This window comes from Pseudomonas sp. DR 5-09 (assembly GCF_001655595.1).
Lineage (GTDB): Bacteria > Pseudomonadota > Gammaproteobacteria > Pseudomonadales > Pseudomonadaceae > Aquipseudomonas > Aquipseudomonas pharyngis.
The window spans coordinates 2870861-2897092 of the sequence record NZ_CP011566.1; the positions used below are offsets into that span (position 1 = coordinate 2870861).

Annotated in this window: 32 protein-coding genes and 1 pseudogene; 9 read left to right on the forward strand and 24 right to left on the reverse strand. The window is 55.9% G+C overall.

The features are described 5' to 3' along the window. Nucleotides 1–83: 83 nt before the first annotated feature. On the forward strand, nt 84–1028 hold the full coding sequence (locus PDR5_RS12730) for a helix-turn-helix domain-containing protein (protein WP_064595906.1): 945 nt from the start codon (nt 84–86) through the stop codon (nt 1026–1028). 181 nt (nt 1029–1209) lie between these two features. After that, nucleotides 1210–1944, forward strand: a complete 735-nt coding sequence (locus tag PDR5_RS12735; RefSeq protein ID WP_064595909.1) for an SDR family oxidoreductase — start codon at nt 1210–1212, stop codon at nt 1942–1944. Nucleotides 1945–2063: 119 nt separating this feature from the next. Here PDR5_RS12735 and PDR5_RS29290 read toward each other — a convergent pair whose 3' ends face one another. Together PDR5_RS29290 and PDR5_RS12740 are read right to left on the reverse strand one after the other, a co-directional pair. Further along, nucleotides 2064–2624, reverse strand: a complete 561-nt coding sequence (locus PDR5_RS29290; protein WP_082934399.1) for a hypothetical protein — start codon at nt 2622–2624, stop codon at nt 2064–2066. A gap of 211 nt (nt 2625–2835) precedes the next feature. After that, complete coding sequence (locus PDR5_RS12740) at nt 2836–3753, reverse strand: bifunctional helix-turn-helix transcriptional regulator/GNAT family N-acetyltransferase (RefSeq protein WP_064595912.1); 918 nt, start codon at nt 3751–3753, stop codon at nt 2836–2838. A gap of 151 nt (nt 3754–3904) precedes the next feature. Between PDR5_RS12740 and PDR5_RS12745 the strand changes: the two genes are divergently transcribed. Continuing rightward, the gene (locus PDR5_RS12745) at nt 3905–4270 is read left to right on the forward strand and encodes a hypothetical protein (RefSeq protein ID WP_156669369.1); all 366 of its coding nucleotides are present in this window, start codon (nt 3905–3907) and stop codon (nt 4268–4270) included. Here PDR5_RS12745 and PDR5_RS12750 read toward each other — a convergent pair. The 7 genes and pseudogenes from PDR5_RS12750 to PDR5_RS12780 form a co-directional block, all read right to left on the reverse strand. After that, complete coding sequence (locus PDR5_RS12750) at nt 4260–4763, reverse strand: GNAT family N-acetyltransferase (protein ID WP_064595917.1); 504 nt, start codon at nt 4761–4763, stop codon at nt 4260–4262. The genes PDR5_RS12745 and PDR5_RS12750 overlap by 11 nt on opposite strands. A gap of 35 nt (nt 4764–4798) precedes the next feature. Continuing rightward, a pseudogene (locus PDR5_RS12755) lies at nt 4799–5343 on the reverse strand (phytanoyl-CoA dioxygenase family protein). 7 nt (nt 5344–5350) lie between these two features. Next, complete coding sequence (locus PDR5_RS12760) at nt 5351–5752, reverse strand: hypothetical protein (protein WP_064595921.1); 402 nt, start codon at nt 5750–5752, stop codon at nt 5351–5353. Nucleotides 5753–5777: 25 nt separating this feature from the next. Further along, nucleotides 5778–6101 (reverse strand): gamma-glutamylcyclotransferase family protein, encoded by a 324-nt coding sequence (locus PDR5_RS12765; RefSeq protein ID WP_082934400.1) that lies wholly within the window; start codon nt 6099–6101, stop codon nt 5778–5780. Between the two features lie 274 nt (nt 6102–6375). Continuing rightward, nucleotides 6376–6807, reverse strand: coding sequence for a bleomycin resistance protein (locus PDR5_RS12770; RefSeq protein ID WP_064595926.1), 432 nt, complete (start codon nt 6805–6807; stop codon nt 6376–6378). A gap of 47 nt (nt 6808–6854) precedes the next feature. Further along, nucleotides 6855–7181: a low molecular weight protein tyrosine phosphatase family protein gene (locus PDR5_RS12775; RefSeq protein ID WP_064595929.1), complete on the reverse strand. Its 327-nt coding sequence runs from the start codon at nt 7179–7181 to the stop codon at nt 6855–6857. Then, nucleotides 7178–7372: a hypothetical protein gene (locus PDR5_RS12780; RefSeq protein ID WP_064595932.1), complete on the reverse strand. Its 195-nt coding sequence runs from the start codon at nt 7370–7372 to the stop codon at nt 7178–7180. Before PDR5_RS12780 ends, PDR5_RS12775 begins: the two co-directional genes overlap by 4 nt. A 194-nt stretch (nt 7373–7566) precedes the next feature. On the opposite strand from PDR5_RS12780, the gene PDR5_RS12785 reads away from it, so the two are divergent. Then, entirely contained in the window at nt 7567–8013 is a 447-nt protein-coding gene (locus PDR5_RS12785; RefSeq protein WP_064595936.1) for an anti-virulence regulator CigR family protein, read from the forward strand. Between the two features lie 79 nt (nt 8014–8092). Here PDR5_RS12785 and PDR5_RS12790 read toward each other — a convergent pair whose 3' ends face one another. The 10 genes from PDR5_RS12790 to PDR5_RS12835 all read right to left on the reverse strand — a co-directional run bounded on the left by PDR5_RS12790 (nt 8093) and on the right by PDR5_RS12835 (nt 16319). Next, on the reverse strand, nt 8093–8392 hold the full coding sequence (locus tag PDR5_RS12790) for a hypothetical protein (RefSeq protein WP_064595939.1): 300 nt from the start codon (nt 8390–8392) through the stop codon (nt 8093–8095). A 138-nt stretch (nt 8393–8530) separates the two neighbouring features. Then, the gene (locus tag PDR5_RS12795) at nt 8531–9610 is read right to left on the reverse strand and encodes an NAD(P)/FAD-dependent oxidoreductase (protein ID WP_442963855.1); all 1080 of its coding nucleotides are present in this window, start codon (nt 9608–9610) and stop codon (nt 8531–8533) included. 90 nt (nt 9611–9700) lie between these two features. Continuing rightward, nucleotides 9701–10459 (reverse strand): sulfite exporter TauE/SafE family protein, encoded by a 759-nt coding sequence (locus PDR5_RS12800; RefSeq protein WP_064595945.1) that lies wholly within the window; start codon nt 10457–10459, stop codon nt 9701–9703. 250 nt (nt 10460–10709) lie between these two features. After that, on the reverse strand, nt 10710–11900 hold the full coding sequence (locus PDR5_RS12805) for an MFS transporter (protein WP_237233838.1): 1191 nt from the start codon (nt 11898–11900) through the stop codon (nt 10710–10712). 151 nt (nt 11901–12051) lie between these two features. Next, complete coding sequence (locus tag PDR5_RS12810) at nt 12052–12411, reverse strand: c-type cytochrome (RefSeq protein WP_143492923.1); 360 nt, start codon at nt 12409–12411, stop codon at nt 12052–12054. A 144-nt stretch (nt 12412–12555) separates the two neighbouring features. Beyond that, nucleotides 12556–13485, reverse strand: a complete 930-nt coding sequence (locus tag PDR5_RS12815) for a LysR family transcriptional regulator (RefSeq protein WP_064595951.1) — start codon at nt 13483–13485, stop codon at nt 12556–12558. Nucleotides 13486–13521: 36 nt separating this feature from the next. Continuing rightward, nucleotides 13522–14496 carry a quinone oxidoreductase family protein gene (locus PDR5_RS12820; RefSeq protein ID WP_064595954.1) on the reverse strand — a complete coding sequence of 325 codons (975 nt, stop codon included), beginning with the start codon at nt 14494–14496 and terminating at the stop codon, nt 13522–13524. Nucleotides 14497–14805: 309 nt separating this feature from the next. Continuing rightward, nucleotides 14806–15165 (reverse strand): DUF6124 family protein, encoded by a 360-nt coding sequence (locus PDR5_RS12825; protein WP_064595957.1) that lies wholly within the window; start codon nt 15163–15165, stop codon nt 14806–14808. A gap of 357 nt (nt 15166–15522) precedes the next feature. After that, a complete protein-coding gene (locus tag PDR5_RS12830; RefSeq protein WP_064595960.1) occupies nt 15523–15879 on the reverse strand; it encodes a DUF7079 family protein in 357 nt (118 codons plus the stop codon). A gap of 221 nt (nt 15880–16100) precedes the next feature. Beyond that, a complete protein-coding gene (locus PDR5_RS12835; RefSeq protein ID WP_011333849.1) occupies nt 16101–16319 on the reverse strand; it encodes a hypothetical protein in 219 nt (72 codons plus the stop codon). A 354-nt stretch (nt 16320–16673) separates the two neighbouring features. Between PDR5_RS12835 and PDR5_RS12840 the strand changes: the two genes are divergently transcribed. The 4 genes from PDR5_RS12840 (at nt 16674) to PDR5_RS29985 (ending at nt 20912) form a co-directional block, all read left to right on the forward strand. Beyond that, nucleotides 16674–17894: an SIR2 family protein gene (locus tag PDR5_RS12840; RefSeq protein WP_064595963.1), complete on the forward strand. Its 1221-nt coding sequence runs from the start codon at nt 16674–16676 to the stop codon at nt 17892–17894. Further along, a complete protein-coding gene (locus tag PDR5_RS12845; RefSeq protein WP_064595966.1) occupies nt 17894–19765 on the forward strand; it encodes an ATP-binding protein in 1872 nt (623 codons plus the stop codon). Before PDR5_RS12840 ends, PDR5_RS12845 begins: the two co-directional genes overlap by 1 nt. Before the next feature lie 9 nt (nt 19766–19774). Next, a complete protein-coding gene (locus PDR5_RS29295) occupies nt 19775–19984 on the forward strand; it encodes a KTSC domain-containing protein (RefSeq protein ID WP_082934401.1) in 210 nt (69 codons plus the stop codon). A gap of 544 nt (nt 19985–20528) precedes the next feature. Further along, nucleotides 20529–20912 carry a hypothetical protein gene (locus tag PDR5_RS29985; RefSeq protein ID WP_218188774.1) on the forward strand — a complete coding sequence of 128 codons (384 nt, stop codon included), beginning with the start codon at nt 20529–20531 and terminating at the stop codon, nt 20910–20912. A gap of 110 nt (nt 20913–21022) precedes the next feature. On the opposite strand, the gene phnE is transcribed toward PDR5_RS29985, so the two are convergent. The 5 genes from phnE to PDR5_RS12875 form a co-directional block, all read right to left on the reverse strand. Then, nucleotides 21023–21790: a phosphonate ABC transporter, permease protein PhnE gene (gene phnE / locus PDR5_RS12855; RefSeq protein ID WP_064595972.1), complete on the reverse strand. Its 768-nt coding sequence runs from the start codon at nt 21788–21790 to the stop codon at nt 21023–21025. Next, entirely contained in the window at nt 21787–22614 is an 828-nt protein-coding gene (locus tag PDR5_RS12860; RefSeq protein ID WP_064595975.1) for a PhnE/PtxC family ABC transporter permease, read from the reverse strand. Before PDR5_RS12860 ends, phnE begins: the two co-directional genes overlap by 4 nt. Continuing rightward, nucleotides 22608–23405, reverse strand: a complete 798-nt coding sequence (locus PDR5_RS12865) for a phosphonate ABC transporter ATP-binding protein (protein WP_064595979.1) — start codon at nt 23403–23405, stop codon at nt 22608–22610. Before PDR5_RS12865 ends, PDR5_RS12860 begins: the two co-directional genes overlap by 7 nt. Further along, nucleotides 23402–24253 (reverse strand): putative selenate ABC transporter substrate-binding protein, encoded by an 852-nt coding sequence (locus tag PDR5_RS12870; protein WP_007955223.1) that lies wholly within the window; start codon nt 24251–24253, stop codon nt 23402–23404. The genes PDR5_RS12865 and PDR5_RS12870 overlap by 4 nt, the downstream gene beginning before the upstream one ends. Before the next feature lie 109 nt (nt 24254–24362). Next, entirely contained in the window at nt 24363–25202 is an 840-nt protein-coding gene (locus tag PDR5_RS12875; protein ID WP_064595981.1) for a type 1 glutamine amidotransferase domain-containing protein, read from the reverse strand. Between the two features lie 101 nt (nt 25203–25303). Between PDR5_RS12875 and PDR5_RS12880 the strand changes: the two genes are divergently transcribed. Further along, on the forward strand, nt 25304–26230 hold the full coding sequence (locus PDR5_RS12880; RefSeq protein ID WP_064595984.1) for a LysR family transcriptional regulator: 927 nt from the start codon (nt 25304–25306) through the stop codon (nt 26228–26230). The last annotated feature ends 2 nt before the right edge of the window (nt 26231–26232 follow it).

Sequence of the window (26232 nt, forward strand, 5' to 3'; positions counted from 1 at the left end):
AGCCGGTCTCCGTGACACGGCGTGCGGGCAAGCATCGGAGACCTGTCTGGCTTCGCACAGCCGAATCTGAAAAGGACGAGTTCATGGCAAATACCGGGCGTACCTCCCAGGACGCGTTGTCGACAACCTCTCGAGACTTGCGCATCAACGGCGAGTCGATGGGTGAGTTCCTGCCAGGCGAACCCCAGGCGTTACCCTCGCGTCCGGAAATCACGGACGTGGTGATTCAGCTGTTTACCCATCGCAGCGTTACTGAGCCCATTCTCGTGCCTGCAGTGGTGGAACCGCTGCTCGTTCTGGTTCTGGCCGGGGCGGCGACGGTAGAGGAGCGTGCATTGGGGGGCGAGTGGGAAGCTGCCGAGGTCAGTGCCGGCGATTTTTTCCTCACCAGTTCCGATGAGCCGTATGAAATGCGCTGGCAGACACACGGAGGCGATACCTTCGAAGTCATGCATCTTTATCTGGGGCTGCCGCTGATCGAGCAAGCGTCTCGAGAGCTGTCGGGCCAGCAAGCCGGGCCTGTGCGTTTGCGTGATGTTTCAGGGGCACGGGACGGGCGCGTCGCGTTTGTCATGGAGCAGTTGCGCACCGAATTGCTTCTGGAACGCTCGCCCAGCGCGCTTTTCGCCCGCTCTCTGGCGCAGGCGCTGGCCGTGCATCTGGTGCGCAGCTATCTTGCTGAAAGCCAGCCCGGGCGTCGGGTCAACGCCTTGCAAGCCTACAAGTTGCGCAAAGTCACCGACGCCATGCGCGCGCATCTGAGCGCTGAATTCAGCCTGGCAACACTGGCCAACCTTGCCGAGCTGAGCGATTACCACTTCAGTCGCCTGTTCAAGCGGGCGACGGGACTTTCGCCATCGCAGTACTTCATTCGCTTGCGCATGGCTCGCGCGCGGCACCTGTTGTTGGAAACCCGCCTTAGCATCATCGACGTCGGGCTGGAGGTCGGCTACTCAAGCCCCAGTCACTTCTCGCAGGTCTTTCGTCGTGAAGTGGGCGTGACGCCCAGCGAGTTCCGTGGAGCGTGAGCGGCGCTTCATTACAAAATTTGCAGGCGATGCACACAGACACGAATAGGCAAAAGTTGCGCAGGTTTCGGCACGCGCCGACCAGGCCCGTGCCCTTAATCTTTTCGACGTACCCCGCAGCAACGAACGCGTCTTCAGCGGTCGGTGCTGAACCTCAATGCAGACAGCAGGAGCTACGGATATGTCGAACATTCAAAACAAAGTCGTCCTGATTACCGGTGCAAGCAGCGGTATTGGCGAAGCGGCCGCCAGGTTGATCGCCGCCAAAGGTGCGCATGTGGTCCTCGGTGCCCGCCGTACCGAGCGTCTGGACAAACTGGTCAGCGAGATCCAGGCCGAAGGTGGTTCAGCAAGTGCCTGTGCACTGGACGTTACGGATCTGCAATCGATGCACGCCTTCGTGGCGTTCGCCAAGACGCAACATGGCAAGGTCGACGTGATCATCAACAACGCGGGCGTGATGCCGTTGTCTCCCTTGGCCTCGTTGAAGGTCAACGAATGGAACCAGATGCTCGATGTCAACGTTCGCGGCGTATTGCACGGTATTGCCGCTGTCCTGCCGGACATGCAGGCGCAGGGGTTCGGTCAGGTCATCAATATCTCGTCGATCGGTGGCCTCGCGGTTTCTCCGACCGCTGCGGTGTACTGCGCGACCAAATTCGCGGTCAGGGCTATCTCGGATGGTCTGCGCCAGGAAACGGACAAGATCCGCGTCACCGTGGTGTGCCCGGGTGTGGTCGAGTCCGAACTGGCCGATACGATTTCCGATGATGTGGCCCGCGAGGAAATGAAAGCCTTCCGCCGTGTGGCGCTCAATGCAGACGCCATTGCGCGAGCGCTCGCCTATGCCATCGAACAGCCCGACGATGTCGATGTGAGTGAGATCGTGGTTCGTCCGACCGCCAGTCCGCACTGAGCCGTTCCGGGCGCAATCACCCGTGGTTTGTGCCCCGTTCTGCCTGGCTATAAAGACTAGAAAAAGGGGACTGATTTATTTTCTACTTTCTGAAAAAAACAGTCCCCCTCGGTTTTATGTCAGAGCGTTACGCATTGACTTTTTTGAAGGAAGTCTTTTAGAGCAGCCTGGTAAATAGCTAACGGTCGTTTGTCAGCCTCAAACAAGGCAAATGGAATCAAGACCAGATGTGAGAATGTCGTGGCGTTTATTGAGTAGGTTTTTTGCCTGCAAAAGCCATGTTCATTGTTTAGCGTGAAATCAAACTTGAACAGATTTTCCCTTGTGCACCAGCTAGGAATCAAACCAAGACTCAAACCGGTTAAATACTCTTGTCCGCAAGCACCACCAAACGTGAACTCTGAGACTTTTATCTCTAACGTAGGGAGAGGCGAATTTGTCGGCTTGGAGCTGACGTCTTTTGCATCTGGAATGGTTTTTTGTGTCGCTGCGTATGTGTCCTTGCCAAAGCGACTAACTTTCAATGGAGAGTCCATTTCGTAACTGTAGCTGGAGATGATTTCTGCGTTGTCGGCTCCAACGTGTTGGTTGATTGTGGGCTGCGACGAATATGAAGTGCAGCCAGAGAACAGCATTGCAATGCTAATAACAGTAAATCCATTCGCTATTAATCGATGCATGCTCGGTTTTCATCCCGGTTATTCATTGTCTAGGGTTCTGTCGTTCGACACCTTGGCTAAATTCAAGCGCCTCGTCTATCGTCATTTTGCTTGATGCAGTGCTTCGGTTGGCCACTGCGCTGGGGCTCAAAAGACTATTCGGCAATTCCTTCCGCCGAAAGCCGACGCCATTGTCCTGCCTGACTACAACGACTCACAGCGGGTGTAGACCTTACAACTCAATCGCCCACGTCTGACTCACCAGCTCCTTGCCGAAGCTGTGAATCGGCTCTTCCTCGACCAACTCAAACCCCGCCCGCTGGTATAACCGGCGGGCATCCACCAGATTGCTGGTGGTCCACAGGATCATCTTTTTGTAGCCGACATCCCGGGCAAAACGCAGGCATTCCTCGATCAGCCGATTACCGATCCCCAAACCCCGCGCACTGGCATCCACGTAGAGCATGCGCAGTTTCGCGGTGGTTTCGTCGTGACGGATGACGAACACCGAACCCACCACCTTGCCGTCCTTCTCCGCAATCCAGCAGCGCTCGCCGGTTGGGTCGAATTCGCGCAGGTATTTGGCGACGACCTCTGACACCAGCGCTTCGAACTCTGAATTCCAGCCGTATTCACGGCTGTAGATCGCGGTCTGCTGATGCACCACCAGACCCATGTCACCGGGCTGCGGATCGCGCAGCAGGTAGGTCGTCGACTGGCCGCCCTCGAGCAGCGTCTGGATCTGCTTCATGGAGGCGATCAGTTGCAGTTGCTGCGGTTCGGACAGGCGTTCGAGCAGGGTGATGACTTCTTGCCGAGAGGCTTGTTCCAGCGGCGCGAGGATCTCGCGGCCGAGGTCGGTGATGTGCAACTGACTGGCGCGGGCGTCGGTGGTGGAGGGGGCTTTCTGGATCAGACCCTTTTTGTCGAAACCGCTGATGAGCCGGCTCATGTAGCCCGCGTCGAGGCCGAGCATCTGGCGCAGGTCGGTGCTGGTCAGATCGCCCTGGGACGCGAGTTCGTAGAGGATGCGCAGCTCGGTCAGCGAGTAGTCGCTTTGCAGCAAGTGTTCCTGCAACACGCCGATCTGATGGGTGTAGAAACGGTTGAACTGCCGGACGATGTCGGCGCGGTCGGTGATCGTGGACATGGCGTGATGCTCATATGTTTGCTTTAGGCAACTATATAGTTGCCTTAGGCAAGCAAGTCAAATGAATTGCTTGGTTCCATCGGCGCCTCGTATTCTCCCCGGCAAGGAACGTACCTCTCACAAGGAAAGCCCAATGGAATCGCCTGAAATCGTGGAAATTGCTTTTTCGCAAGTCGCTGCACGTTTGCACAAGCGCCGTTTCGCGGTCGCCAACAACGCTCAAGGGCTTTCAGGTGCAGGCACGATTTTTTATTACGAAGTTGACGGCAACGCCATTTCCAGCACCTACCAGGGCGGCCGGATTCGCATCGGCAATCAAGTCGGGCGCGTGACCGGACCGGATACTTTCGAGCTGCTTTTTCAGTGCCTGACGCAGGATGGCGAGCTGCTTGCCGGTTGGTCCCGTGGCACGGTCGGCGTCGATCACGCCGGGCGCACCACGCTGGCCTTTGTGTGGGGCTGGCTGTCGGGGGCCACGGGAGGAGGGGAATCGAGTTACGTAGAGCTTACGGCTTAGCCGTCATACCGAGCAAACGCATGCCCATATCGATGGTGCGGCTCTCGAACCCGAACTCCACGTACATTCGTGCCGCGCGTTCGTTGAATGACCAGACCGACAATCTCAGTTCCTGAGCGTCGTGTTCGACGGCCCAATCTTTGGCCAATTGCATCAGTTGGCGGCCGATACCTTCGCCCCAGAAGCTTTCTGCGACGCACACCGAACCGATACGCACGATGTTCATGGGTTGCATCAGCGGACTGGAGCTGGCCGAGAGGCTCGCAGCAATGAAGCCTGCGGCCTGCTGACCGACGTGTGCAATGAAGACAACCTGACCTGGCTGGTCGAGGTAGTTCATCCAGTGCGGCAAATCACGGGCGAAGTCCTCGGTGGAGGCGGTGTAGATGTCGGGGCGGGCTGCGTGGTGGACGGCGTTGAGCACCTGGCCCAGTTCGCAGATGGTCAATGCATCTTCAAGGGTGGCGATTCTGTACTGCGTGGTTTCGTCCATGGGGTGTCACATTCCTTAAGTGTCGGGTGGCTGCTTCAGTTCAGGGGCTTGAAGACGAAGTCTGCCGGATCGAACCGCTCAGTCGTGTCCATTCGTATGTTTCTGAGGTTCACCGTTTCCAGGTGTTTTGCAAAGAGCGAGTCGGAAAAAAGGTGATCAACAGCGTGCGACGGCGTGCGCCGCTGGCGTTCAGGCTGCCGGCGTGGATCACGTCGGCATCGAAGATCAGGATGTCGGCCACGTTGCCCGTCAGTTGCACGGATCGGGACTCGTCAGTGAAATCGAACGGGGGCTCGTCCAGGGCAGGGCGATGACTGCCGGTGACAATGCGGGTTGCACCGTTTTCCAGGCCGTAGTCGTCGAGGTATACCAGCGCGTTAACGGTGTCGCCGGGGCGTTGCGCGGACAAGTCGCGGTGCAACTGTTGGTGGCCGCCATTGGCGAGCGGTTCGCGACTCTCGACCTGAGAGAGGAAGAAGCGCTCGCCGATTAACTCGCCCACCACGGTCAGCCACGTGTGCGGAACCGCTCCAAAGAGCATTTCGTAGCCTTTGCTATGGAGTGGTTCGCGGCTCGTCATGGCTTCATCAGTCTCCCTTTTTACAATCAGAGCGAGTATTGCCGATCGTGATCAAGCCGACGCGGACCTCGGTATCGCTGCCGTAACCCCAAGACAATCGGTTCCCGTAACTCACCAGATCGTAGATTTCGCTTTCGCCAAGTAGCTGATCATCGCGATTGTCGTACAAACGGAAAAACGCGGGAGATTCCCAGCGGACGAACCATTGAGTTTCGAAGGGGGCGTCTGGAGGCGCCTGCGGGTGAAGGAAGTTGGGTAGTAACCAGAAAGGTCTGAAAGTTTGCACCCTGAAGCAGCCATCGGGGCTGATATGAGCTGCGTAGTCAGGCTTCGCCAACGCCTTCTCCCACCACTCGGAAGCACCCCATAGCCCAAAACAAAACACTAGGCCGGCCAGGAAGATTTTCATCCGCCGAGAAAAGGCCGAAGGCCGACTATTTGAGCGCGTAGACATAGGCATCCATTGCCGTCCCGTCATCCAGCTTCACCTTGGTCAACACCCGCTGATACTCAGCCCCTTCAAACTCATCCAGCGCCGCCCAGTGTTCGTGGAAATTCTCGGAAGCGAACACATAGCCTTCGATCACATCGCCATCCTCGGCAATCACCAGACCGGGAAAACCCATCGCCGCGCCCCAGCCGGCCTGCGACAGACGTCCCTTCAGCGAAGCGGCCTGCCACGTGCCGCCGATGTTCAGCATCACATGCTCATTCGGCCGACCAGGGCCCAGGGTTCCATAAACGAAGAGACGTTCCACGATTGCTCCTGCCAGTCAAAAAAGGGAGGGATCCTGACGTATCAACGATGTGCAGGCAACACCGCGATCAGTTCTGCGTCGAGCGGGTTAGAAACCCGTCGATCAACGCCACCACCTGTTGCTGGATCACCTCACGGGAACGAGCGCCGCTGTCCGCACAGATGATGCCGTCGCCGGACGAATCCTCTTCGAGCAGGGGGAATGGCCGGCGACTGCAATTCGCCCCTTCGAGGCCGTGCCAAATTGCCGGTTTTCATTTTTTTATCGTCCTTGATCAAATCGGGCAAACGGGACGTTCGCCCAGACGTTCTACCAGTCTTACGAGATAGCCGTCCGGATCCTGAACCAGAAATTCACGCTGGCCGACTTCGACGTCGTCAGCGCGATACCAGGTGTCTTTGCGGGTTTTATAAAGTGGAATCTGGGCGGCGCCCAGTCTTTCGATGATGGGAGCAACCGCCTCAACGTCGATCTGCAGATTGACGCCTCTTCCGAAGGGCTTGCTCAGTTCCGCCGTCAGCCACTGGCCTGCATTCGGATCTACCTGCTCAAGCATGACTTGAGCGCCATTCAGGTCGAGGTAGGCGAAGCCATCTTCAGGGCGTTGATAAGCGATGGTGAAGCCGAGGCAGGAGACCCAGAAAGCGAGGCTGGCCTGCAGATCCGTGACCATCAATTCTGGAACCAGTTTGTTCCGCTCAAACATGGGGTGAACTCCTTTTCATTCGGTACGTTGCCAGGAGGTACATAGGGTCAAGTTGCCAGGTAGGGTTTCACCGACTCTTGAAGAAGGTCTACCAGCTCGGGATCCATGTACTGATAGTCATCCGGAATATCCAGCGAGTGAATCCGCTTGTGCTCAAGCAGCCGGGCGTACTCGGCCCGCAGACGGTTCAGGTGTTTGGTTTCCATCACAAAAATGAAATCGGCCCAGCGTATATCCGCTGGGCCGACGGTTTTGCGTGCATTGGGGCTGGTGCCCGCGGAGCGGACATTGAAGACGGGGCGGCGACGCCAGACTTCTTCGGCCGTCGGGCTGCGCCATTGGTTGCGACTGCAAATGAACAGAAGGTTCGTCACGCTTCATCCAACAATTGGCGGGTTGAGCGAACGGGATAGCTCATGCCGAGTTGGCGAGCCCTAACCAGTTTGGTGGACCGGATGTACATCAGCTTCCAGTTTTTTTCCGGCTTGAACGTCTGCGGGCGAACCGCTTTGTCACTGCCGTGTTTACGGGCCTGGGTACGTCTCCAGGCGCGAGTTCTTTTCATGGTCTGTCCTCGTGAATACCGGGTTCAGCAGCCGCGGTAATACGAGTCGGACGTATGGTAAGCGCGAATCGGGGAGCACCGAAAGCTGCACGCATCGAAAATCGTCACAAACCGCGATGACAGGGCCATCTCTCCATGCCTGTAAAAAAAACTGACTAGAATCCAAACACACCCATTCATTCAAGGAACGACCCATGTCCGGTTTACGCACGTTGATTGCGACCACGACCTGTATTGCGCTGCTGTGCAGTTCGGTGACCGCGCTGGCCGATCCTGGTAACGGAAAGGGGCAGGGCAAAGGCAATCCGCATAACAGCCAGGATCATGGCAATCAGGGGAAAAAAGGCGGGGGCGGTTATCAGGGGCATGGCCCGAGTATCGATCGCGGCGGGGTGATCGGGATTGTGGACGGCTATCGTGGCTACTGGACCCCGGGCCCGGCGTTGCCGCCCGGCATTCAGAAGAACCTGGCGCGGGGCAAACCGCTGCCGCCCGGGATTGCGAAGAAGCTCGATGGTCGACTGGTCGGCAGGCTGCCGCACTACGACGGCTACGAATGGCAGCAGGTCGGCACCGATCTGATCCTGGTCGCGCTGGCTACAGGGCTGATTTATGAAGTGCTGAATGGCGCCTTTGATTGAAAAATAGATCTGTCCCCATATGAAAAAGCCCGGCGGATAAGGCCGGGCTTTCGTCGGGTACTGCGGTAAAACCCAGCATTCAGACGTTACGACTTTCGATCAGACGGTCAGAACCACCTTCGGCAACTGCATCACTGAACAGCGGGTCGGTTTCAGTCGCGGCAACGGCATCACTGAACAGCGGGTCGGTTTCGGTTGCGGCTACGGCATCGCTGAAAAGCGGATCGGTTTCGGTCGCAGCTACAGCATCGCTGAACAGTGGGTCGGTTTGAGTCGCAGCGGCAACCGCATCGCTGAACAGTGGATCGGTTTCAGTCGCCGCAAAAGCGTTCAAGGCGAAGAGCGAGAAGGCGATGCCGAGGATAGTTTGGCGTTTCATGGTTCTGTACTCCGTGTGCAGTGGGTTGGTATGGAGCAGATCCTACGCTTTGGATTTGATATGAGAACTTCATTGAATTAATGGTTGTTATTGATGCGGTCAATGGGAGTGCTCGGCCCGGCCACCGCGGGCTTGTTCTTACGTCTTGAAAAAACGGTCAGGCCGGCATGGCGCCAGGGCAGGTGAAACCTGATCGTCGATCAGCTCGTCACTGACCAGGCGGCCTGCGACTGCCGCGAGTGTGACACCAGGGTGCATCGTACAAACGTACATTGCGCCGATCCCGGGCAGATAACCGATGATGGGCACGCCGTCCGCAGGCATGGGCCTGAGCCCGATACACGCCAATTCCGGCTCAATGGAAATGATGCCCGCCAACTCGTTGCGGATGGCCGCCGCGGTTCGTTGCGCTATGGCTTGCGAGTGGTTCTCCAGGGAGTTGTCCAGATAGTCTTCCGCCGCCAGCAAGATCCCTTGCGAATCCTGTCTGACTTCCATCTCAGGACTGGAGATCAGGGTATTCACCCGATCGGGTTGCATCCTGTAGCGGATGAAAACAGCGGGCGAGGCCTCGATCGGAAGGGATAGGTTCAGAGTTTCAGTCAGTTGCCTGATGGCCGTTCCTGCGGCCAATACGACCAAGTCAGCTTCGATGGCACCCGTTGCGGTTTCGACGCCAGTCACCGTTGCATCGCGGAGGGTAAAACCCTGCACTCGGGTATGCACCAGTACCGTCGCTCCAAGAGCCTGAGCACCGGCGATCAACGCATGGGTGGCTTGCACGGCGTCCAATGCGCCTTCCTGTGGATTGTAAAAGGCTTGTCGAGGGGGATTTTTGAGGTTCGGCTCAAGGTCGAGAATTTGTGCTTGAGTGAGCAGGTTGGCTGACGCTTCCAGGTCTGTGCCGGGCGGATAACTCAGGGCGCCCGTCCAATGAATCTTCAGGTCCGGCAGTTCCGCTTCGAGCCGGTGATACTCCTGGATTGCCGCAGCGCGCAGTTGCGCAATGGGATCGGGCCCACTGTGCGACGTGTTGATCCACGCAAACGAGCGCCCGGTCACGCCGCTCGCGACCTCACCGGCCTCGATCACAGTGACCTGCGCACCTTTGCAAGCCAGGTGATAAGCGACGGACGCACCCACGATGCCGGCACCGATGACAATCACACGCCTTGCACTCTCTGTTTTCAAATCAACCTCCAGGTTGTCGATTCGCAATGGTATGAAGCCTATTTCATCCGTCCAGCATTCGGATCAATCGGTTGCCGTGCCGGCGTTCAAATAACCCCGGCCCGGCCTGAACTTCGTTCAGGCCATGTATCCCCCGACTCCATCCCACAACAACTTCAATGCCGTGACCACCAGCAAGCCATAACAGGCGCGGTACATCTGGCGTTGATCAAGTCGGGCGTGCAATCGCCAACCCAGCCAGACGCCGCAGGGTACAGCGAGCAAGCTGACGAGCATCAGTGTCAGCACGTTGCCGGTAGGTTTAGCCAGCAGCAGCCATGGCACTGCCTTGAGGAGATTGCCCACGGTGAAAAACAGGCTGGTCGTTCCGGCATACATCTGCTTGCTCAGCCCCAGCGGCAGCAGATAGATCGCCAGTGGCGGCCCGCCGGAATGCGCCACCATCGTCGTGATACCCGAAGTAATGCCGGCAGCCACGGCTTTGGGTGAGGAGCGCGGCCGCACTCGCACTTCTCCGCCCGCCTTGAACCACAAACCGACAAACAACAGCGTGATCGCCGCCATGACGATGGCGATGGCGCGGTGGTCCAGCACCCGGAAAAGCAAATAGCCGGCGCCGATGCCGACGATCAAACCTGGTACCAACAACTTCAGGTCGGGTTTTGACCAAGTGGAAGGCTTCCAGTAGCGCAGGCTGAACAGATCCATGGCGACGAACAATGGCGCCAGCAGCCCGCCAGCCGTGATCGGGTCCATCACCAGCGACAACAGCGGAATCCCGACAATCGCAAAGCCGCCGCCGAACGCGCCCTTCATGAAGCAGATCAGGAACACGCCGGCGAAGGTGACGAGGAGGGTGGTGACGGTCAGATCCACGGCGTGTGCTCACTTCATTTCGGGCGGGGAGTGGCCTTAATTTCGCTCACGGTCTGCAGGATGAACAGTTACAGTTTCGAGGCCGATCCACGGACCAGTTGCCAACTGGATCGAATGGGGGCCTTGGGCAAAGTTCGGTTTGGGGAGATAGGGGCATATGCGGCTTGAAGACATCCTGACCGAAGACCTTTACGTGGTGTTCTGCGGAATCAATCCGGGTTTATTGGCGGCAGCGGGTATCCGGCATCCATCACTTTGCAACCGAAACCATGATCGACTCCAGTCCGGGATGGTTATTTTTATAAAAAAGTTCGGAGTCTGCCGCATCTTCAAGGAAAAACCAGATGGACTTCGAAAGTGCTGCATGAAACAAGACAAACAGGAAAATTGCGCAGTAAACCAATAGCAAACCATGGGTGCCGAACTGCGTCATCGTTGTTCCCATCATCATATAAGAGGCCGAATTTGCGAGTTGGCCGACAATAAGTGTGGCGGCCATTAATCTGATACGAACTCCAGACGGCACCGAGACAGTTCTCTTATCCATCCCAATCAGTGAAAGCGAGGCACTGGAAGCTCCTGCAATAAAGAGGCATGGAGCCAGTTGCCAGACTTCGACAGAGAGAGCCGCTGTGACGAGGGAGGCGGTTAATAAAGTCCAGAGTCCAATATATTTGTTTCGCTGGTTGTGTCTTCTGGCAACAAGCGGGCTCAAAAATAACAGGCCACCGATTGCGCCTCCCGCAAATATGGCGTTGAACAGGCCGACACTGCTTTCAGCGAGATTATGGGTGTGAATTTGAATTGGAACCAGCATGGGTACTGTGGCAGTAACAGCCAGGCTCAACATGAAACCAGCAACAGTCAGGAATCTTTCAGGTGGAAGAATTAATTTAAGTCTAATTCCCAAAAACATTTCCCGAACTCGTTGTGCCGGCGATTTTATCTGTGTCGAGTCGGATTTGACGCTGTGCGGTAATACGAACGCTAACCCCATTGCGAACACACCCACAATGGCTGCAAAGAGAAGTGAGGCTTGTGGGGAAGACAATCCAATGACAACGCCCGCCAGGAGCGGGCCAATAACGCGACTTATGGTTACGATGATGCGCCGGATGCGAAAGGCATGTTCTATTCGAACTTTTTCTACGGTTTCAGCCGGATAAACACCGAAAAGAGATTGAACGACGCCGAAAGCCGCGACCGCAAGGATGTCAATTATCAGCAGAGCCTCTATCGAATACGAAGCGGAAACAGACACGTAGCGCAGGATGCCGGTCAACGCAATGGCGATACAGCCTATCCTTAGAGCGGTGCTGCGTCGCATGACTTCGACGCGGGAAGCCAAAAACAGTATGGAAATGACGGCGGCAAGGGCCAGCCCCGTTTCATAGGTTGCCAGCTCCAACAAGCTTCCACGCTGAACGATAATAAGGGGCACGGTTGCATTCCAACAGCTGAGATATATCCATATTAAAGCTTCAAGGCAAAGATACTTTCTAAATATGCTCAAGCCATATGTCCTTTGATTGCACGCAGAAATGGGGACGGATCTATTTTTTCACCACCGGATAATAGATTCGTCGCCATTTTTATCTGTTCGTATGGGAAATCACACCGCTCATATATTGGTGCAAGTCGCGAAAATCGTTAACGCTCCAGGCGTGCGGCGGGATCTTCACGCCATTCTCCCGCAAGGTCTTTGGAATCAAATCCCCGTTGGGGCGAAGTATCACCGAGGACACAATAACGCCCGGATAATCACTCAGTCGCTTCTTGAAAGCTGTGGTTGTCAGGTCAGGCGTTGGCGGATTGCTTTTCCTGGCCAACGGCCCGGTGCCCTTGATGTCGGCTCCGTGGCACACGGCGCATCGCTGGGAGTAGAGGGCTTTTCCATTGGCAGTATCGGCGAGCGATAGCGCCGTTTGGGTGAGGGCAAAGAAGCCTGACATGGCGATGAGGAATGTTTTGAATCTCAGGCGTCCCGGTGTGGACACGCCTGCACAAAAAGCCCTAGTCATGTAAATCCGCACTTTTTCCTCCATGAATGCACGTCGATTCCGAGGCCGGCACGATATCCCATCGCGGCTGGTAAATCAGCGGGGCAGAGTCATCCAAGGCGCACCCTCGGCAAAAGCTCCCTCGATCCAGTCCTTGAACGCCGTAGTCGTCGCCGTGTTCAACCGCGCCGACGGCCGCACCAGATAAACCCCCGTGTCGGCATCCAGTTGCCACTCGGGAAGCACCCGCACCAGGCGCCCCTCGCGCAGGTCTTTGGTCACCAGCCAGTCGCCGCCGGCCAGAATCCCCACGCCCATGCGCGCGGCACACAGCTGCGCTTCGTTGTCGTTGCTGACCAGTCGGCTGCGGATTTTCAGAGTGTGTTTCTCGTCGCCACGGGTCAGTCGCCATTCGGGATACGAATGCAACCCGGTAAACCCCAGGCAATGATGATCGGCGAGATCCACCGGCGTTTTCGGCTCGCCGTGCTGTTGAAGATAGGAGGGCGCGGCACACAGGATTCGGCGGTGATCGCAAAGCTTTTTCGCCACCAGCCGATTGTCTGCCAGCTCGCCGATGCGGATCGCCGCGTCGAAACCCTCGGCGACGATATCGACAAAGCGCTCGGCATATTCAACTTCCAGCGCCACGTTCGGATGGGCCAGGGCGAACGCCGAAACGATATCGCCCAGCCACAGCCGCCCCATGGCGGCCGGCAGGGCGATGCGCAAACGCCCGCGAACCTCGGCGGCGCCCTCGCGCGCATCCTGCTCCGCTTCGGCGATCAGGCTGACCGCATGCCCGAACCGCGCCACCAGCCGTTGTCCCTCATCGGTGAAACGCAATTGCCGGGTGGTGCGCTCGATCAGCCGCACCCCCAGCCGCGACTCCAGCGCGCTGAGTCGTTTCGACAGCACCGAGGGATGGCGCTGCAAGGTCCGGCTCGCCGCCGCAAACGAGCCGTGCTCGGCCAGGGCCAGCAGGGTGGCGACTTCATCGGCCTGACGGCTATCGAACAGATCCATGCAACGACAACCCTCGTGGATGACCCGAAAAAAGACTCAAGGCACCAGCACAACCGCCCCCGGCAAACCGCCCCGGTGCAGATCGGCATGAGCCCGGGCGGCGTCCGCCAGCGGATAACGACGCCCGACATTGGGCTGGATGATACCGGCGTCAATCGCTTGCAACACGTCCTTTGCGCGCTGCTGGTATTCCTCCGGCGTGGCGGTGTGAGCGGCGAGGGACGGTCGGGTCAGGAACAACGAACCCTTGGCATTCAAGGTGCTGATCTCGACCGGCGCCGGCGCCCCCGACGCCATGCCGAACGACACCAGCAACCCGCGCGGACGCAGGCAATTCAACGACGCCTCGAAAGACACCCGGCCAATCGGGTCGTACACCACATCCACTTTCTTGCCCTGGGTGAGGTCGACCACCGCGTCGGCCAGCGTCGCCGCCTCGAACACCAACACCTCATCACAACCCGCCAACCGGGCCCGCTCGACACTCTCGGCGCTGGACACCACACCAATCACCAACGCCCCCAAATGCTTCGCCCACGGCACCATGATCTGCCCCAACGCACCGGCCGCGCCGTAGATCAGCACCGCCGAACCCGGCCCGACCGGGTAAGTGGACTTGAGCAAATACTGCGCGGTAATACCCTTGAACAGCACCGCCGCCGCGTCCTCGAAACTCAGGCTGTCGGGGATTTTCACCAGCCGATTGGCCGGGTAGAGACGGGCGCTGGCATAGGCGCCGATGGGGCCCGTGGCATAGGCGACCCGGTCGCCGACGGCCACGTTCGTCACATCGGCACCTACCGCCACAACTCGCCCGGCACCCTCAAGCCCCAACCCGGAAGGCAACGCCAACGGCGCGGCACCGGAACGTTGGCTCAAGTCGAGCGGGTTGACGCCAATGGCGAACTGCTCAAGCCAGACCTCGCCGGGGCCGGGTGTTTGCGCGGTGGATTGCTCCAGCTGAATGGCTTGAGGCTCACCGGTTTGACGGATGACGGCGCTGGTGACCATGTTGAATGCTCCCTTACGTTGATCGTGGGGAGAGTCTAAAGGCCTGCGTTTGGGGCACTAGTTGGGTTTATTGCAGTTCATATGTGCATTCAATGCAGCAATTGGATCAAGGCCTCGCGGTTCGAATTCAACGCCCTTTACTGAAACGCAAACAGCCCGGGCCGACGCCCTTCGTCGTTAACGAGGGTGTCGGCCCGGGCTGTTTTGCATTCCATAACCTCTTGAGCCGCGCTTTTCCTGCAGCAGCGGGAGACTCAACAAATCGCGTTATGGAAGCCGCCACGAACGGCTACTACAGCCATCGCCGGGTTACGCGACCTCGACGTGATCCAGCGCCTGATTCACCGCCAACTCCGCAATCATCACGATCTGCGCAATACCGATCGCCGTCTTGCGATGAGACGGATCGAGCGTGGCCGCGAAATTACTCAGCATCTCACTGGCTGCACCGAGGTTTTCGCTGGCATTGGCCAGCAGGCATTCGGTGTTGAATTTCGGATTGGCCAGGTACATCCGCTCGAGCTCGTTCAAGGACGACATGATCCCGGCGGCGGGGAAGAGGTAGTGATCCAACGCGCGCTCGGCGGCGTCGTGGAGTTTTTTGGAGTTGGGGGATTCGTAGGGAGAAGTGGGGTCGGTTTCGGGTGGGTTGGGTGTTGGTTTGATCATGATGTATCTCCTGGAAAGCAATCTAGGAGCCATCACCCTTCGCTACCAAACGTAAGGTGGTGGCCATGCTCAGGTTGGTAGACCGGTCCAGGAACCCGGCGCTTCCGAAGAAGCCCTGCGCACGGCCACCATAAAAAAGCAGAGACGAGAACGATCCCTGCAAAGAGGTGGCGCTATGCGCCTGGAAATACCGGGCTACCAAACCCGATCACTGATTTTCAGTGACCCCAGAACGATAAAAGCCGCATGCCAGGCGCACAAGCCGGCGGATTCTGGCGTAGTCGTAGGCAATGACGCAAGGCGTTGTAGCCTTGGGGAAGTTACGGCGGGTTGCTTTAAACGAGCCTGTTTAAGCGCTCATAGCCTGGAGGAAATCTCCTTCCAGATGTAGCCGTAGTTGTATTGCAGCCAGCGAACCAACGCCTTATCAAACTGCCTGCGAAACCAGCTGTTCTCCCTCGCTGCCAACCTTTCCTCGATCATTACCCTGAGCGAGTCCGGATCAAAGCCAGTCCATACCGGAGGCACAGCGGCCACAAGGTTGGTGAAGCACACCGGCGCGACCTCTGAATAAAGGATTTCGTAGAGCACGTCAGGATCGATGCCTCTGACCTCCGCCGCTAGATAATCGTACTCGACCGGTAAATCGTTGAAAGGCCAGGAGAGTGCAGCTCTGACGTCGGTCAGTTGAGGCTCAGTCAGAAGATGTCCCAAAACCAAAACTCCTTTAGTTCGCCACTGAGTGGATGAGGACAAGGGACGGGGATATTTCTGAAAAATAGTACTGGGCTTTATTGGCAAAAAGGGAATGGGGGGATTTTCAGGGTTTCGGAAAATGCGGGATTTATGCGAGCCATTAGCAGTGGACGAGAGCGCTTGGCACGGAACCAAGCGCTCAGGGTAGGGCGGGGCACTTGCGGCTCCACCCTCATGTTTCAGTTTTTGCTGGCGTTCAGCTTGCGCAGTTCTTCGTAGGTCGCCGACTGGACGAACCAGAAGCCGGAAATGATGCACCAGCACAGGGTGCCGGCCACGAAGATACCCAGCGCCGGCAAGAACCCACTGGTGAAAATCGCGACGATAGCGACCAGCCAAATGAATGCCAGAGAGAGATAGAGGACGGTGTTGTTGACGCTGATGACGAAGTCTTTCACGGGGCATATTCCTTGCGGGATGTAGAAAAATTCCCCCTCTCCGGGGGGAGGCGCAAGCATGCTATCACAGTGCCTTCATTGGCCAAGAGAAGGGGTTCATCTTGTGAAAATAAATTCGTCCCCTATTTTCTCGTGTTGTTGCGACTGAAACGCTTCTGCTGAATGGCCCGAAAACCGTTCCCCCGTTCATACATGTCACTGACATGGCATTTCGCTATAAAAGCGCTAGTATCAATGCAAGCTAGCCTGCAAGGTTCAGTCACTGCACGCAGGGAAACATCAGGCGGGATGCCATGTTAAGCCCCTCTGATTTGGGAATAATTGAAGTATTTATATCAGAGAGGTAATGGTTGGATGGAAGGAGTTCATGATCCTGTTAGGCACTTAAAATATCTTCGTCAATCCTTGTCGCAAGATAATGAGTCCATTGGCTTCTTTCTATCAGCAGGCTGTCCTCTATCAGTTAGTATGCCGACTGATGAATGGCCATTAATTCCTGATGTGGCGAATCTTACAAGATTTATTAATGACCATCTTACTGGTGACGCTCATTATCAAGTTCTTTTGGCCGAATTGGTTAAGGCAGAAAGAAACTCCGAAAATATAGAGGATATTTTAAGCTTTTTAAGAAGCCTTTCGGCTGTGTCAAAGGGCGGAGATGTCAGAGGCTTGAGCGAGGAGTCGTTATTAGAGCTAGAGAGGAAAATTTGCAAAATTATTGTTAAAAAAATTGATGTGTTACTTCCAAATCAAGATACGCCATATCATCAATTGTGTAAGTGGATTCGCTCCATTGATAGAAAAACTCCCGTCGAGATTTTTACCACAAATTACGATTTGTTGATGGAGCAGTCTCTGGAAGATCTGGAGATTGAGTATTTTGACGGATTCGTGGGTGCCCGGAGATCTTTTTTTGATTTGAGGGCGTTGGAGGATAATCTAATACCAATTCACTGGACTAGACTTTGGAAGATTCACGGGTCAATTAATTGGTATAAAGTGGATGCGGCTAATCAAAAAAAGGTCTATCGATCTTCTGAGATAAAAGAGGATGCATCTCACCTGATATATCCTTCGCATCTGAAGTATGAAGAAAGTCGGAAGATGCCCTATCTTGCGCTAATTGATCAGCTAAATCGTTTTATTCGGAAAAAATCGTCATTGCTAATTATGTCTGGCTATTCATTTAATGACGGTCATTTAAATGACGCCATAGTAAATGCTCTAAAAGCTAATCCTACTGCGATGGTCCTTGCTCTGATGTATGGGGATTTTGAGGAGTCGCTTTCTGCCACGGAGCAGAAAGAACGATATCCAGAAGCGTATCGCCTAGCAAAAAATCAGCATAATCTAAATGTCTGGACCTTCAATAAAGCGATCATAGGCACTAACATAGGTCGGTGGGCTTTGTTTCCAGAAAGTGATGATTCTGATGTTGACATAAAAGCGTTTGTTACGTCTTCTACATCTGGTGACGAATCAGGTCGAACAGTTAGCTCTGTCAAGCTGGGTGATTTTTCTGTATTTACAAGTTTCCTTAAAAGAATAATTGGTTCGGCTCAAGGAGGCAGTTAATGGCTAGTAAGGAAACATATCTGGGTGACGTTCAAGATGTGAATGGGACGGCGGTTAGTATTTCCTTATCCAAACAGTCTCTTACAGGTTTTATATACATAGATGGCCAAGGATATAGAGTAGGGCAAATCGGAAGCTTTGTGAGGATACCTATAGGGTTTTCCGATTTGTTCGGAATTGTTAGCCAGGTTGGCGCTAGTGCTATTCCGGAGAACAAGACGAATAGCGACGCTCAAAGTAATCGTTGGATGAGAATTCAACTTGTCGGAGAGGGGCAGCGCAACGGATCATTCCAAAGAGGTTTGTCGCAATACCCTACTATTGGAGATGAGGTTCATTTAGTTTCGGAAAAGGAACTAAAGGCAATTTATGGTCGGCCTGAAAAGCCTTATTTTGTAAAGCTTGGACATGTTTCAAATGCAGAGTCAATTCCTGCTCTTGTAGATATAAATAAGCTTATTACCCGGCATTCTGCTGTCGTGGGCACTACAGGGTCAGGAAAATCAACAACCATAGCAAGCATTATGAATGCCTTGTCCGATAATTCAAGATATCCGTCCGCCCGAATTATTATGCTCGATTTGCATGGAGAATATGGGTCAGCTCTAAGTGATAAGGCTGACATTTTTAAGATAAGCTCAATCAAATCATCTAAAGCTAAAGAGAACGAACTGCAAATTCCCTTTTGGGCATTGAATTTTGACGAGCTCTGCGAGATAAGTTTTGGTGAGTTTAGCAACGAAAAAGAAAAAAATATTGTTATGGAGAGAGTCCATAAATTGAAGGTGGATTCGGTTGCGAAGCACCCTAAGGCTGGTGCTTCTTTGGACTCAATAAGTGTGGATTCCCCCATACCTTTTAGTATTCATCATCTTTGGTATGAGCTTTTTGTCGAAACATTTGCAACGTACTACAAAGGGCGTCCAGGTAAACCGATGGATAATCTCGCCTACGAGCTTGATGCTAAAGGGAACGAATTAAAGGGGAATCCTTCAATAGGTATTCCACCAATATTCAAAAATGTTGTTAACGAGGCTGGCGAGGAAAAAATAAATTATCTGCCGAGTTCGCTGAATATCGGTAAAAACGTTTTGCTACTTGGCACAAAACTTCGAATCCCTAGGTATGATTTTATATTTCGCCCGGGTGATTGGATGCCTGAGGAGGATGGTCGTGTGACGAGCGACTTGGATAAGCTCCTTGAAAGTTGGATTGGTGGAAAGGCTGTTTCAATTTTGGATTTGTCTGGTGTTCCTCCAGATATTTTGCAAACTACTATAGGTGCCGTGCTTAGGATATTATATGAAGCTCTTTTCTGGGCGAGAAACTTATCTCAGGGTGGCAGGCATCGCCCGTTGTTAATTGTGATGGAAGAGGCTCATATATATCTAAATGATAGCGCCAAAGGTATGGCTTCGAAAATTGTACAACGAATTGTAAAGGAAGGGCGAAAGTATGGCATTGGGGCAATGATCGTAAGCCAACGCCCATCAGAAATTGATCCTACAGTTCTTTCTCAATGTGGAACTTTTTTTGCCCTCCGGCTAGCCAATTCAACAGATCGCGCGCACATCACCTCGGCGCTGTCTGATAATTTAGATGGATTAACTAGCATGCTTCCAATTTTGAGGACCGGAGAAGCTATCATTTTAGGTGAGGCGGTAAAGCTTCCTATGAGAACGTCTATTCAAGCACCTCCAAAGAATCGAAGACCTGATAGTCAAGATCCTGTTGTATATGATGAGTTGCCAATGGATGAATCGCTTGCTCCGGGTGGCTGGGGTATAAAGATGGAGGATAGTCCTAACTATGAAGAATTGGTAGAGACATGGCGTGCTCAAAACCCAAGAATTGAAAAAGTAAAACCATAGGGGAAAGTTATGGAACGAGTTTCTGTGTCATCTTCGAACGTAGAATCAGTGGGCTATGATGAAGATAGTGAGACTTTAGAGGTAGAGTTTAAGAATGGTACGCTCTATCAGTATTTTGATGTGCCGAAAAGTATCTTCATTGGCTTGATAGGTGCCGATTCAGTTGGGGGGTATCTTGCCGAAAATGTTAAAGGCGTTTTCAGATATTCCCGAGCCTGAAGAGAACCCGAAAATAAAAGAAAGAGGGGCGGATTTACTATTCTAAGTAAGATAAGTTAGCCCCTCTGCCTATATTTCGGTTCGGTTGAGAATCCAGTAATTTTATAGTCATGTGGCTTGAAATCTCGAATAATTGGAGGGTTGCAGAGTTATAAATAAGTGTAAGTGCTTGGTAGGTTGCTAAGTTTTTATCAAGTAAAGGTGCAATGTTCTGGAGTGTGGATTTGTTTTGTTGTTCTAATTAATTCTACAGTCGAAAAATATGAGTATATGTAGTCGATGTGGTAATTCAATAGACTTTCGATATGTAAACGGTAGATGCGTACCGATACATTCACAGGGCGGATGTATCCATCCAGGTAATTCGAAGGTTTTTGACTATTCAGGTTATACGATTAGTTCAGAAAGTAATTGCTTTTGTACGAGCTGTCCAGTATGTAAAGGGGAAGTTTACTTCATTCGGCACAATGGTGGTTCAGTCTGGATTGATCCTCCACTAGGACCTCCATGGTTTAAGCATGCATGTTTCGAGCCTGATGCAAGCGTGCAGAACGCTCTGTTCTCCATTGGTGAAGGTCAGTTCAGTCCTGTTGGTGATGAGATTATAGGTGTCGTCAAAGCTTGCAATGTTGATGGGTTAAAAATTTATACCAATATAACAATTGAGACGGGGAGGTCGAAGTCTATCAATTTGAGAATAAAAAATAATGCGGGTTTTCTCTTGGGTAAGTTATGTGTTTATGAGCCTGCTTTTGGTCGCATATGGCCACTGGATGAGCCATCGTACGTGTTTGGTACTGATAAGTGGGTTAATAGAAAGATGAAAGTTCTGGCGAAGAAGGATTTGGTTATCTGTTTGAAGTGTAAGAAAAAAGTGAAGGAGCAAGATTTGAAGCGGCATATGATAAAGGTGCATGGGTTCTTTTGATGATTTTTTATTCGTATGTTTTTTTGGATTTTTCGTCACCTATTGCTTCATTTTCAATAGGCAAAACCTCTTTTGCTATGTAGGGGCAGTTCAAAGGGAAATGGAAATATTTAGGCCTTAACCCACCGCCCCCGACCCCAACCACTCAACCAATCCACCCCCCACACCAAAATCAGCATAGCCAAAATCACCGTCCCCGCCTGCGCCTCCTGAAACAAACTCAAGCTCACATACAACATCTGCCCCAACCCCCCAGCCCCGACAAACCCCAGCACGCTGGCCATCCGGATATTGTTCTCCCACCGATACAAACAATACGCCAGCAACTGCGGCGCCAGGTTCGGCAGCGTGCCGTAGCAGAACGCCAAAACCGGATTCCCTCCCTGCAACCGAATCGCATCCGCCGGTTCCGGCGGTGTGTTCTCCAGCGCCTCAGCAAACAACCGCCCCAACACGCCCGTGGTGTGCAGGGCCAGGGCCAGTGTCCCGGCATTCGGCCCAAGCCCAGCCGCCAGCACCATCAACGCAGCCCACACCAATTCAGGAATCGCGCGCAGTGCATTGAGCACCAGACGCGCGGCACTCTGAAAAAACCAGCCAAATCGGCCGGCGGCGGGAAGGGCCAATAACAGGCCCAGCACAGCGGCGAGCAGGGTGCCGAGGGCCGACATCGCGAGGGTTTCCATCGATCCGCGCAGGATGGCTGTCAGGTAGTCAGCGCTAAGGTCCGGGCTGAGAAAGCGCGCCACATACAGGCCCATCTGTTTCAGGCTGTTAGGGCTGCCGAGTTCTTCAAGATCAAGGCCTAGATAGGCAAATGAGGCAATGACGGCCGCAACAATGGCGAGTATCAGCAACGGATTGATCAGGCGTTTCATGCCAACCTCCAGCGCAGCAGGCGGCTGAGTTGGTCGGCGGCGAGGACGAGGAGGAGGAAGGTGAGGAGCATGCTGGCGACTTCGCCGCCGGCGAACATGCGGATCGACAGGTCGATCTGTTGGCCGAGGCCGCCGGCGCCGACGAAGCCCATGACCACCGAGGCGCGGATGGCGCATTCCCAGCGGTAGACGGTGTAGGAGAGCAGTTCCGCCGCGACGTTGGGCAGTACGCCGTAGGCGAAACTGGCGAGGCGGCCGCTGCCGGCCTGGAGCAGGGCGTGGGCCGGGCGTTGGTCGGTGGATTCGTAGATTTCGGCGTAGACCTTGCCGAGCATGCCGCTGTAGGTGATGGCGATGGCCAGCACGCCCGCCGCCGGGCCGAGGCCGACGGCGCGCACGAACAGCAGGGCCCAGACGATTTCCGGCACGCTGCGCAGGAAGATCAGCAGCCCGCGCACCGGCCAGCGCAGCAGTCGGCCCAACAGGCTCGGGCGGCCGCTGCGGGAGGCAGCGGTCAGCGACAGGGCGCGGCTGGCGAGCAGGCTGGCCGGCACCGCCAACAACAGCGCCAGGGCCATGCCGGCGGTGGCGATGGCCAGGGTTTGCAGGGTGGCTTTGAGCAGTAATTGCAAAAACTCGTGGTCATGGGCCGGAGGCCAGAACATCGACACGAAGCGGCCCATTTCACTCTGGCTGTCGGCGTGAAACAGCACGCCCAGATCGAGTTCGCTGAGCTGGATGCCGGGCCAGAGCAAGGCAATCGCCAGTACGGTCAGCAGCAACCGGGGCAAAGCGGCGGGGTCGCGGGTGTCGGCGCTCAGCATCGCGGAATCTGCACAACCAGCGGCGCCACGGCGGGCGCCGGGGATTGCAGTTGTTCGTTGGCGTAGAGGGTGTCGAGCATGTCGCGGCTGACTTGCGCGGACGGGCAGTCGAACAGGATTTGCCCTTCGCGCAAACCGATGATCCGGGGGAAGTGCGCCAGCGCCAGTTCCACCGCGTGCAGGCTCGCCACCAGCGTGACGTTGTGCTCGCGAGCATGGCGCGACAGGATCGACAGCGTGTGCCCGGCCAGCACCGGGTCCATCGCCGAGACCGGTTCGTCGGCCAGCAACACCTCCGGCGCCTGATACAGCACGCGGGCAATGCCGACCCGCTGCAATTGCCCGCCGGACAGTTGCTGGCATTGGCTGAAAAGTTTGTCGGCCAGATCCAGTTTTGCCAGGGCTGCGCGGGCGCCGGGCACGTCGAGCGGGTGCAGCAGGTTGATCAGGCTTTTGCCCAAGCTCCATTGGCCGAGTTTGCCAGCCAGCACCGCCGTCACCACCCGTTGCCGTGGCGGCAGGGGCGGCGCCTGATGCACCAGGCCGATGCGCGCACGCAGGCGTTGCCGTTGGCGGGCGGACAAGTGCCAGGCGCGCTCGCCCAGCACTTCGATGTCGCCGCTGCTGGGGCGAATGGCGGTCGCCAGCAGGTTCAGCAGGCTGGATTTGCCGGCGCCGGACGGGCCGATGATCGCCACCTGCTCGCCGGCCTCGATCTGCAAATCCACGCCGCGCAAGGCCTCCACGCCATTGGTGTGGTGCAGAAAAGCCTGTTTGAGGCGCAGCGTCATTTCAGCAAGTCGGCGGCGCGGGCGGCTTCCTCGATGCCTTTGTAATTGTCCGGGCTGGTTTCGATGAAGCGACTGGCGGCCTGCAGGTCGAGGATTTTCTTGTGCTCGGGGTTGGCCGGGTCGAGGTCGAGGAAGGCTTTTTTGATCTTCGCCGCCAGCGCCGGGTCGAGGGTGCCGCGCACGGTCCAGTTGTAATCGAAGTAGGCCGGGGTGGTGGCGAAAACCTTGACCTTGTTGGTGTCGACCTTGCCGGCGTCCACCAATTTCTGCCAGACGCTGGCGTTCAGCACGCCGGCGTCGACCTTGCCGGCCTGCACCCAGGCGACGGTGGCGTCGTGGGCGCCGGAGTAGCCGACGCGGCTGAAATAGCTTTCCGGTTTGATGCCGTCCTTGAGCATGAAATAGCGTGGCATCAGGCTGCCGGAGGTCGACGACACGGAGCCGAAGGCGAAGGTCTTGCCCTTGAGGTCGGCGAGGCTTTTCACATTCGGGTCGGCGGTGATGAATTTGCTGGTGAACTGCGCATCTTGCTCACGCTGCACCAGCGGAATGGCGTTGCCGGTTTTCAGCCGCGCCTGAACGAAGGTGAAACCGCCGAGCCACGCCAGGTCGAGGCGGTCAGTGGCCAACGCTTCGACCACCGCCGGGTAATCCGCCACGGGGACGAACTGCACGTCCATGCCCAATTGCTGTTGCAGGTACTTGCCCAGCGGCTCGAACTTGCGCAGCAACTCGGTCGGGGCTTCATCGGGAATCGCGCTGACCTTCAACACCTCCGCGGCTTGCGCCAGCACGGCGGACAGGGACAGGGCCAAACCAGCGGTCAGTGCCAGGGTTCGCTTGAGCATGGAATTCTCCGTTTCGTGGGCATCAAGGTCGATGCACCCGTCGATGGGCAATCATCGTCGGGTGCAACGTCAGGTTAGACGAAACGGTGAAAGTGCGAGGGCGCCGAGATCACTTCAAGCGGTCAACGAGGGTCTTGCCCACGGCCAGGGCCGACGCCGGGTTCTGTCCGGTGACCAGTTCGCGATCAACCACTACGTGGCTGGCCCACGGCGCCGTGTTACTGCTGAAAACACCGCCAGCCTTTTCCAGTGCCGTCTGCGGATAGAACTTCATCGCGCCGCCGTTCAACAGGCCTTTGGCGATTTCTTCTTCCTGATTGCTGATGACCGTGAACTTATAGCCGGCATACGTCCAGTTGTTTGTCGTGGTGGCTTTGCCGGTTTCCAGTTGGCGGGTGAATGCGGTCGGATCCGTCAGGGTCGACAGCAGTGCAATCGGGCCGTGGCACACCAGCGCTGTGGTTTTGCCTGTTTGATGGAAGTTGTTCAGCAGTTTGCCCAGCGCCTGGCTGTGCAGCAGATCCTGCATCGGTGCGTGGCCACCCGGAATGTAGACGGCATCGAAATGCTCGTAACCGACTTGCTCGACCCGCGACAGGCTGATGACCGGCGATTCACCGGGCGAGGTGATCTTCAGTTTTTCCAGCAGCGCCTTGTGGGTCTGCAAGGCTGCCACGTCATTGTTGAAATACATCTTGTCGTCGGAGGAGCGATCCAGCGTTGGCGCCTTGCCGGTCGGGGTGGCGAAGGTCACGGTGTGGCCGGCATCGAGCAGCAGCTTGACCGGTTGCATCAGTTCGTTGAGGTAGAAACCGGTGCTGAAGACCTTGCCGTCCTTCAGATCGAGATGGTCGGAGTCCGACAGCACCACCAGCACATTGGCCGCCTGGGCGTTCAACGCGGCAACGGAGAGAGACAAGGCGAGAGCAAGACGTGTGATTGAGCGCATGGCGATTCCTGAACGTGGAAGAAAGTGCGGCTCACTGTATTGATGCTCATGGCGGCGATAAACTCGCGCCACAGCAAAGCATTTGTTCTCTGGAGATCAAGATGAGTCGCCGATTCGATTATCTGGCCGACGTCGAAGTGTTCGTCACGGTGGTGGAGAAGGGGTCGCTGAGCGCCGGTGCAGTGTTTCTCGCAACCACGCCGTCGGTGGTCAGCCGGGCGATTTCGCGGCTGGAGGCGCGCCTGGGTGTGCAGTTGCTGCGGCGCACCACGCGGCGCCTGAGTCTGACCGATGCCGGGGTGTTGTATCTGGAGCAGTCGCGGGCGGCATTCGGCCTGATCGACGACGCCGAGCGCACGATTCAGGGACAGGACGGCGAACTCAGCGGCCGCGTGCGCCTCAGCGTGCCGACCACTTACGGCCACTATCGTTTGCCGGCCATGCTCGCCCGTTTCACCCGGCAGCATCCGCAAGTGCGCGTTGAGTTGAGCATCAGCAATCGTAATGTCGATCTGGTGGCCGAAGGCTTCGACCTGGCTATTCGGCTGGGCGCGTTGCCGGACAGCGGGCTGATCGGTCGCAAGCTGGAAGACGCGGGTTTATGTGTGGTGGCCGCGCCGGATTATCTGCGACGGGCCGGAACACCGCAGCGCGTCGACGATTTGCAACGGCATGCGTGCCTGCCGTTCGTGATGCCCAGCACCGGGCGCGTCGGGCCGTGGCTGTTCCGTGAGCAGGGCAAAGACCGCGAATGGTTGCCCAGCGCCAATATTCAGGTGTCCGACGATGTGCTGGGGATTGTGTCGCTGGCGGAGCAGGGGCTGGGCATCTGCCAGACCTATGACTTCATTGTCCGCGAACGGATCGAAAGCGGGCGACTGGTGCGCCTGCTTGAACAGTCGGGCGGGCGCTCCCGACCGTTCTCGGTGATCTATCCGCCGCACCGGCAGCTGTCGGCTTCGGCGCGGGCACTGATTGATTGTCTGACCCGGGAGGTCAGTCAAGGCGCTGGGGAAGGCCTCGACTGACG

Bases quoted from the DNA above. Each gene is read 5' to 3' on its own strand.
- PDR5_RS12730 (WP_064595906.1), top strand. From the start codon at position 84: ATGGCAAATACCGGGCGTACCTCCCAGGACGCGTTGTCGACAACCTCT.
- PDR5_RS12825 (WP_064595957.1), bottom strand. From the start codon at position 15,165: ATGATCAAACCAACACCCAACCCACCCGAAACCGACCCCACTTCTCCC.
- PDR5_RS12845 (WP_064595966.1), top strand. From the start codon at position 17,894: ATGGCTAGTAAGGAAACATATCTGGGTGACGTTCAAGATGTGAATGGG.
- PDR5_RS12820 (WP_064595954.1), bottom strand. From the start codon at position 14,496: ATGGTCACCAGCGCCGTCATCCGTCAAACCGGTGAGCCTCAAGCCATT.
- PDR5_RS12780 (WP_064595932.1), bottom strand. From the start codon at position 7,372: ATGAAAAGAACTCGCGCCTGGAGACGTACCCAGGCCCGTAAACACGGC.
- PDR5_RS12880 (WP_064595984.1), top strand. From the start codon at position 25,304: ATGAGTCGCCGATTCGATTATCTGGCCGACGTCGAAGTGTTCGTCACG.
- PDR5_RS12815 (WP_064595951.1), bottom strand. From the start codon at position 13,485: ATGGATCTGTTCGATAGCCGTCAGGCCGATGAAGTCGCCACCCTGCTG.
- PDR5_RS12740 (WP_064595912.1), bottom strand. From the start codon at position 3,753: ATGTCCACGATCACCGACCGCGCCGACATCGTCCGGCAGTTCAACCGT.
- PDR5_RS12770 (WP_064595926.1), bottom strand. From the start codon at position 6,807: ATGTTTGAGCGGAACAAACTGGTTCCAGAATTGATGGTCACGGATCTG.
- PDR5_RS12870 (WP_007955223.1), bottom strand. From the start codon at position 24,253: ATGCTCAAGCGAACCCTGGCACTGACCGCTGGTTTGGCCCTGTCCCTG.
- PDR5_RS12790 (WP_064595939.1), bottom strand. From the start codon at position 8,392: ATGAAACGCCAAACTATCCTCGGCATCGCCTTCTCGCTCTTCGCCTTG.
- PDR5_RS29290 (WP_082934399.1), bottom strand. From the start codon at position 2,624: ATGCATCGATTAATAGCGAATGGATTTACTGTTATTAGCATTGCAATG.
- PDR5_RS12840 (WP_064595963.1), top strand. From the start codon at position 16,674: ATGGAAGGAGTTCATGATCCTGTTAGGCACTTAAAATATCTTCGTCAA.
- PDR5_RS12750 (WP_064595917.1), bottom strand. From the start codon at position 4,763: ATGGACGAAACCACGCAGTACAGAATCGCCACCCTTGAAGATGCATTG.
- PDR5_RS12760 (WP_064595921.1), bottom strand. From the start codon at position 5,752: ATGAAAATCTTCCTGGCCGGCCTAGTGTTTTGTTTTGGGCTATGGGGT.
- PDR5_RS12735 (WP_064595909.1), top strand. From the start codon at position 1,210: ATGTCGAACATTCAAAACAAAGTCGTCCTGATTACCGGTGCAAGCAGC.
- PDR5_RS29295 (WP_082934401.1), top strand. From the start codon at position 19,775: ATGGAACGAGTTTCTGTGTCATCTTCGAACGTAGAATCAGTGGGCTAT.
- PDR5_RS12860 (WP_064595975.1), bottom strand. From the start codon at position 22,614: ATGCTGAGCGCCGACACCCGCGACCCCGCCGCTTTGCCCCGGTTGCTG.
- PDR5_RS12785 (WP_064595936.1), top strand. From the start codon at position 7,567: ATGTCCGGTTTACGCACGTTGATTGCGACCACGACCTGTATTGCGCTG.
- PDR5_RS12865 (WP_064595979.1), bottom strand. From the start codon at position 23,405: ATGACGCTGCGCCTCAAACAGGCTTTTCTGCACCACACCAATGGCGTG.
- PDR5_RS12875 (WP_064595981.1), bottom strand. From the start codon at position 25,202: ATGCGCTCAATCACACGTCTTGCTCTCGCCTTGTCTCTCTCCGTTGCC.
- PDR5_RS12810 (WP_143492923.1), bottom strand. From the start codon at position 12,411: ATGTCAGGCTTCTTTGCCCTCACCCAAACGGCGCTATCGCTCGCCGAT.
- phnE (WP_064595972.1), bottom strand. From the start codon at position 21,790: ATGAAACGCCTGATCAATCCGTTGCTGATACTCGCCATTGTTGCGGCC.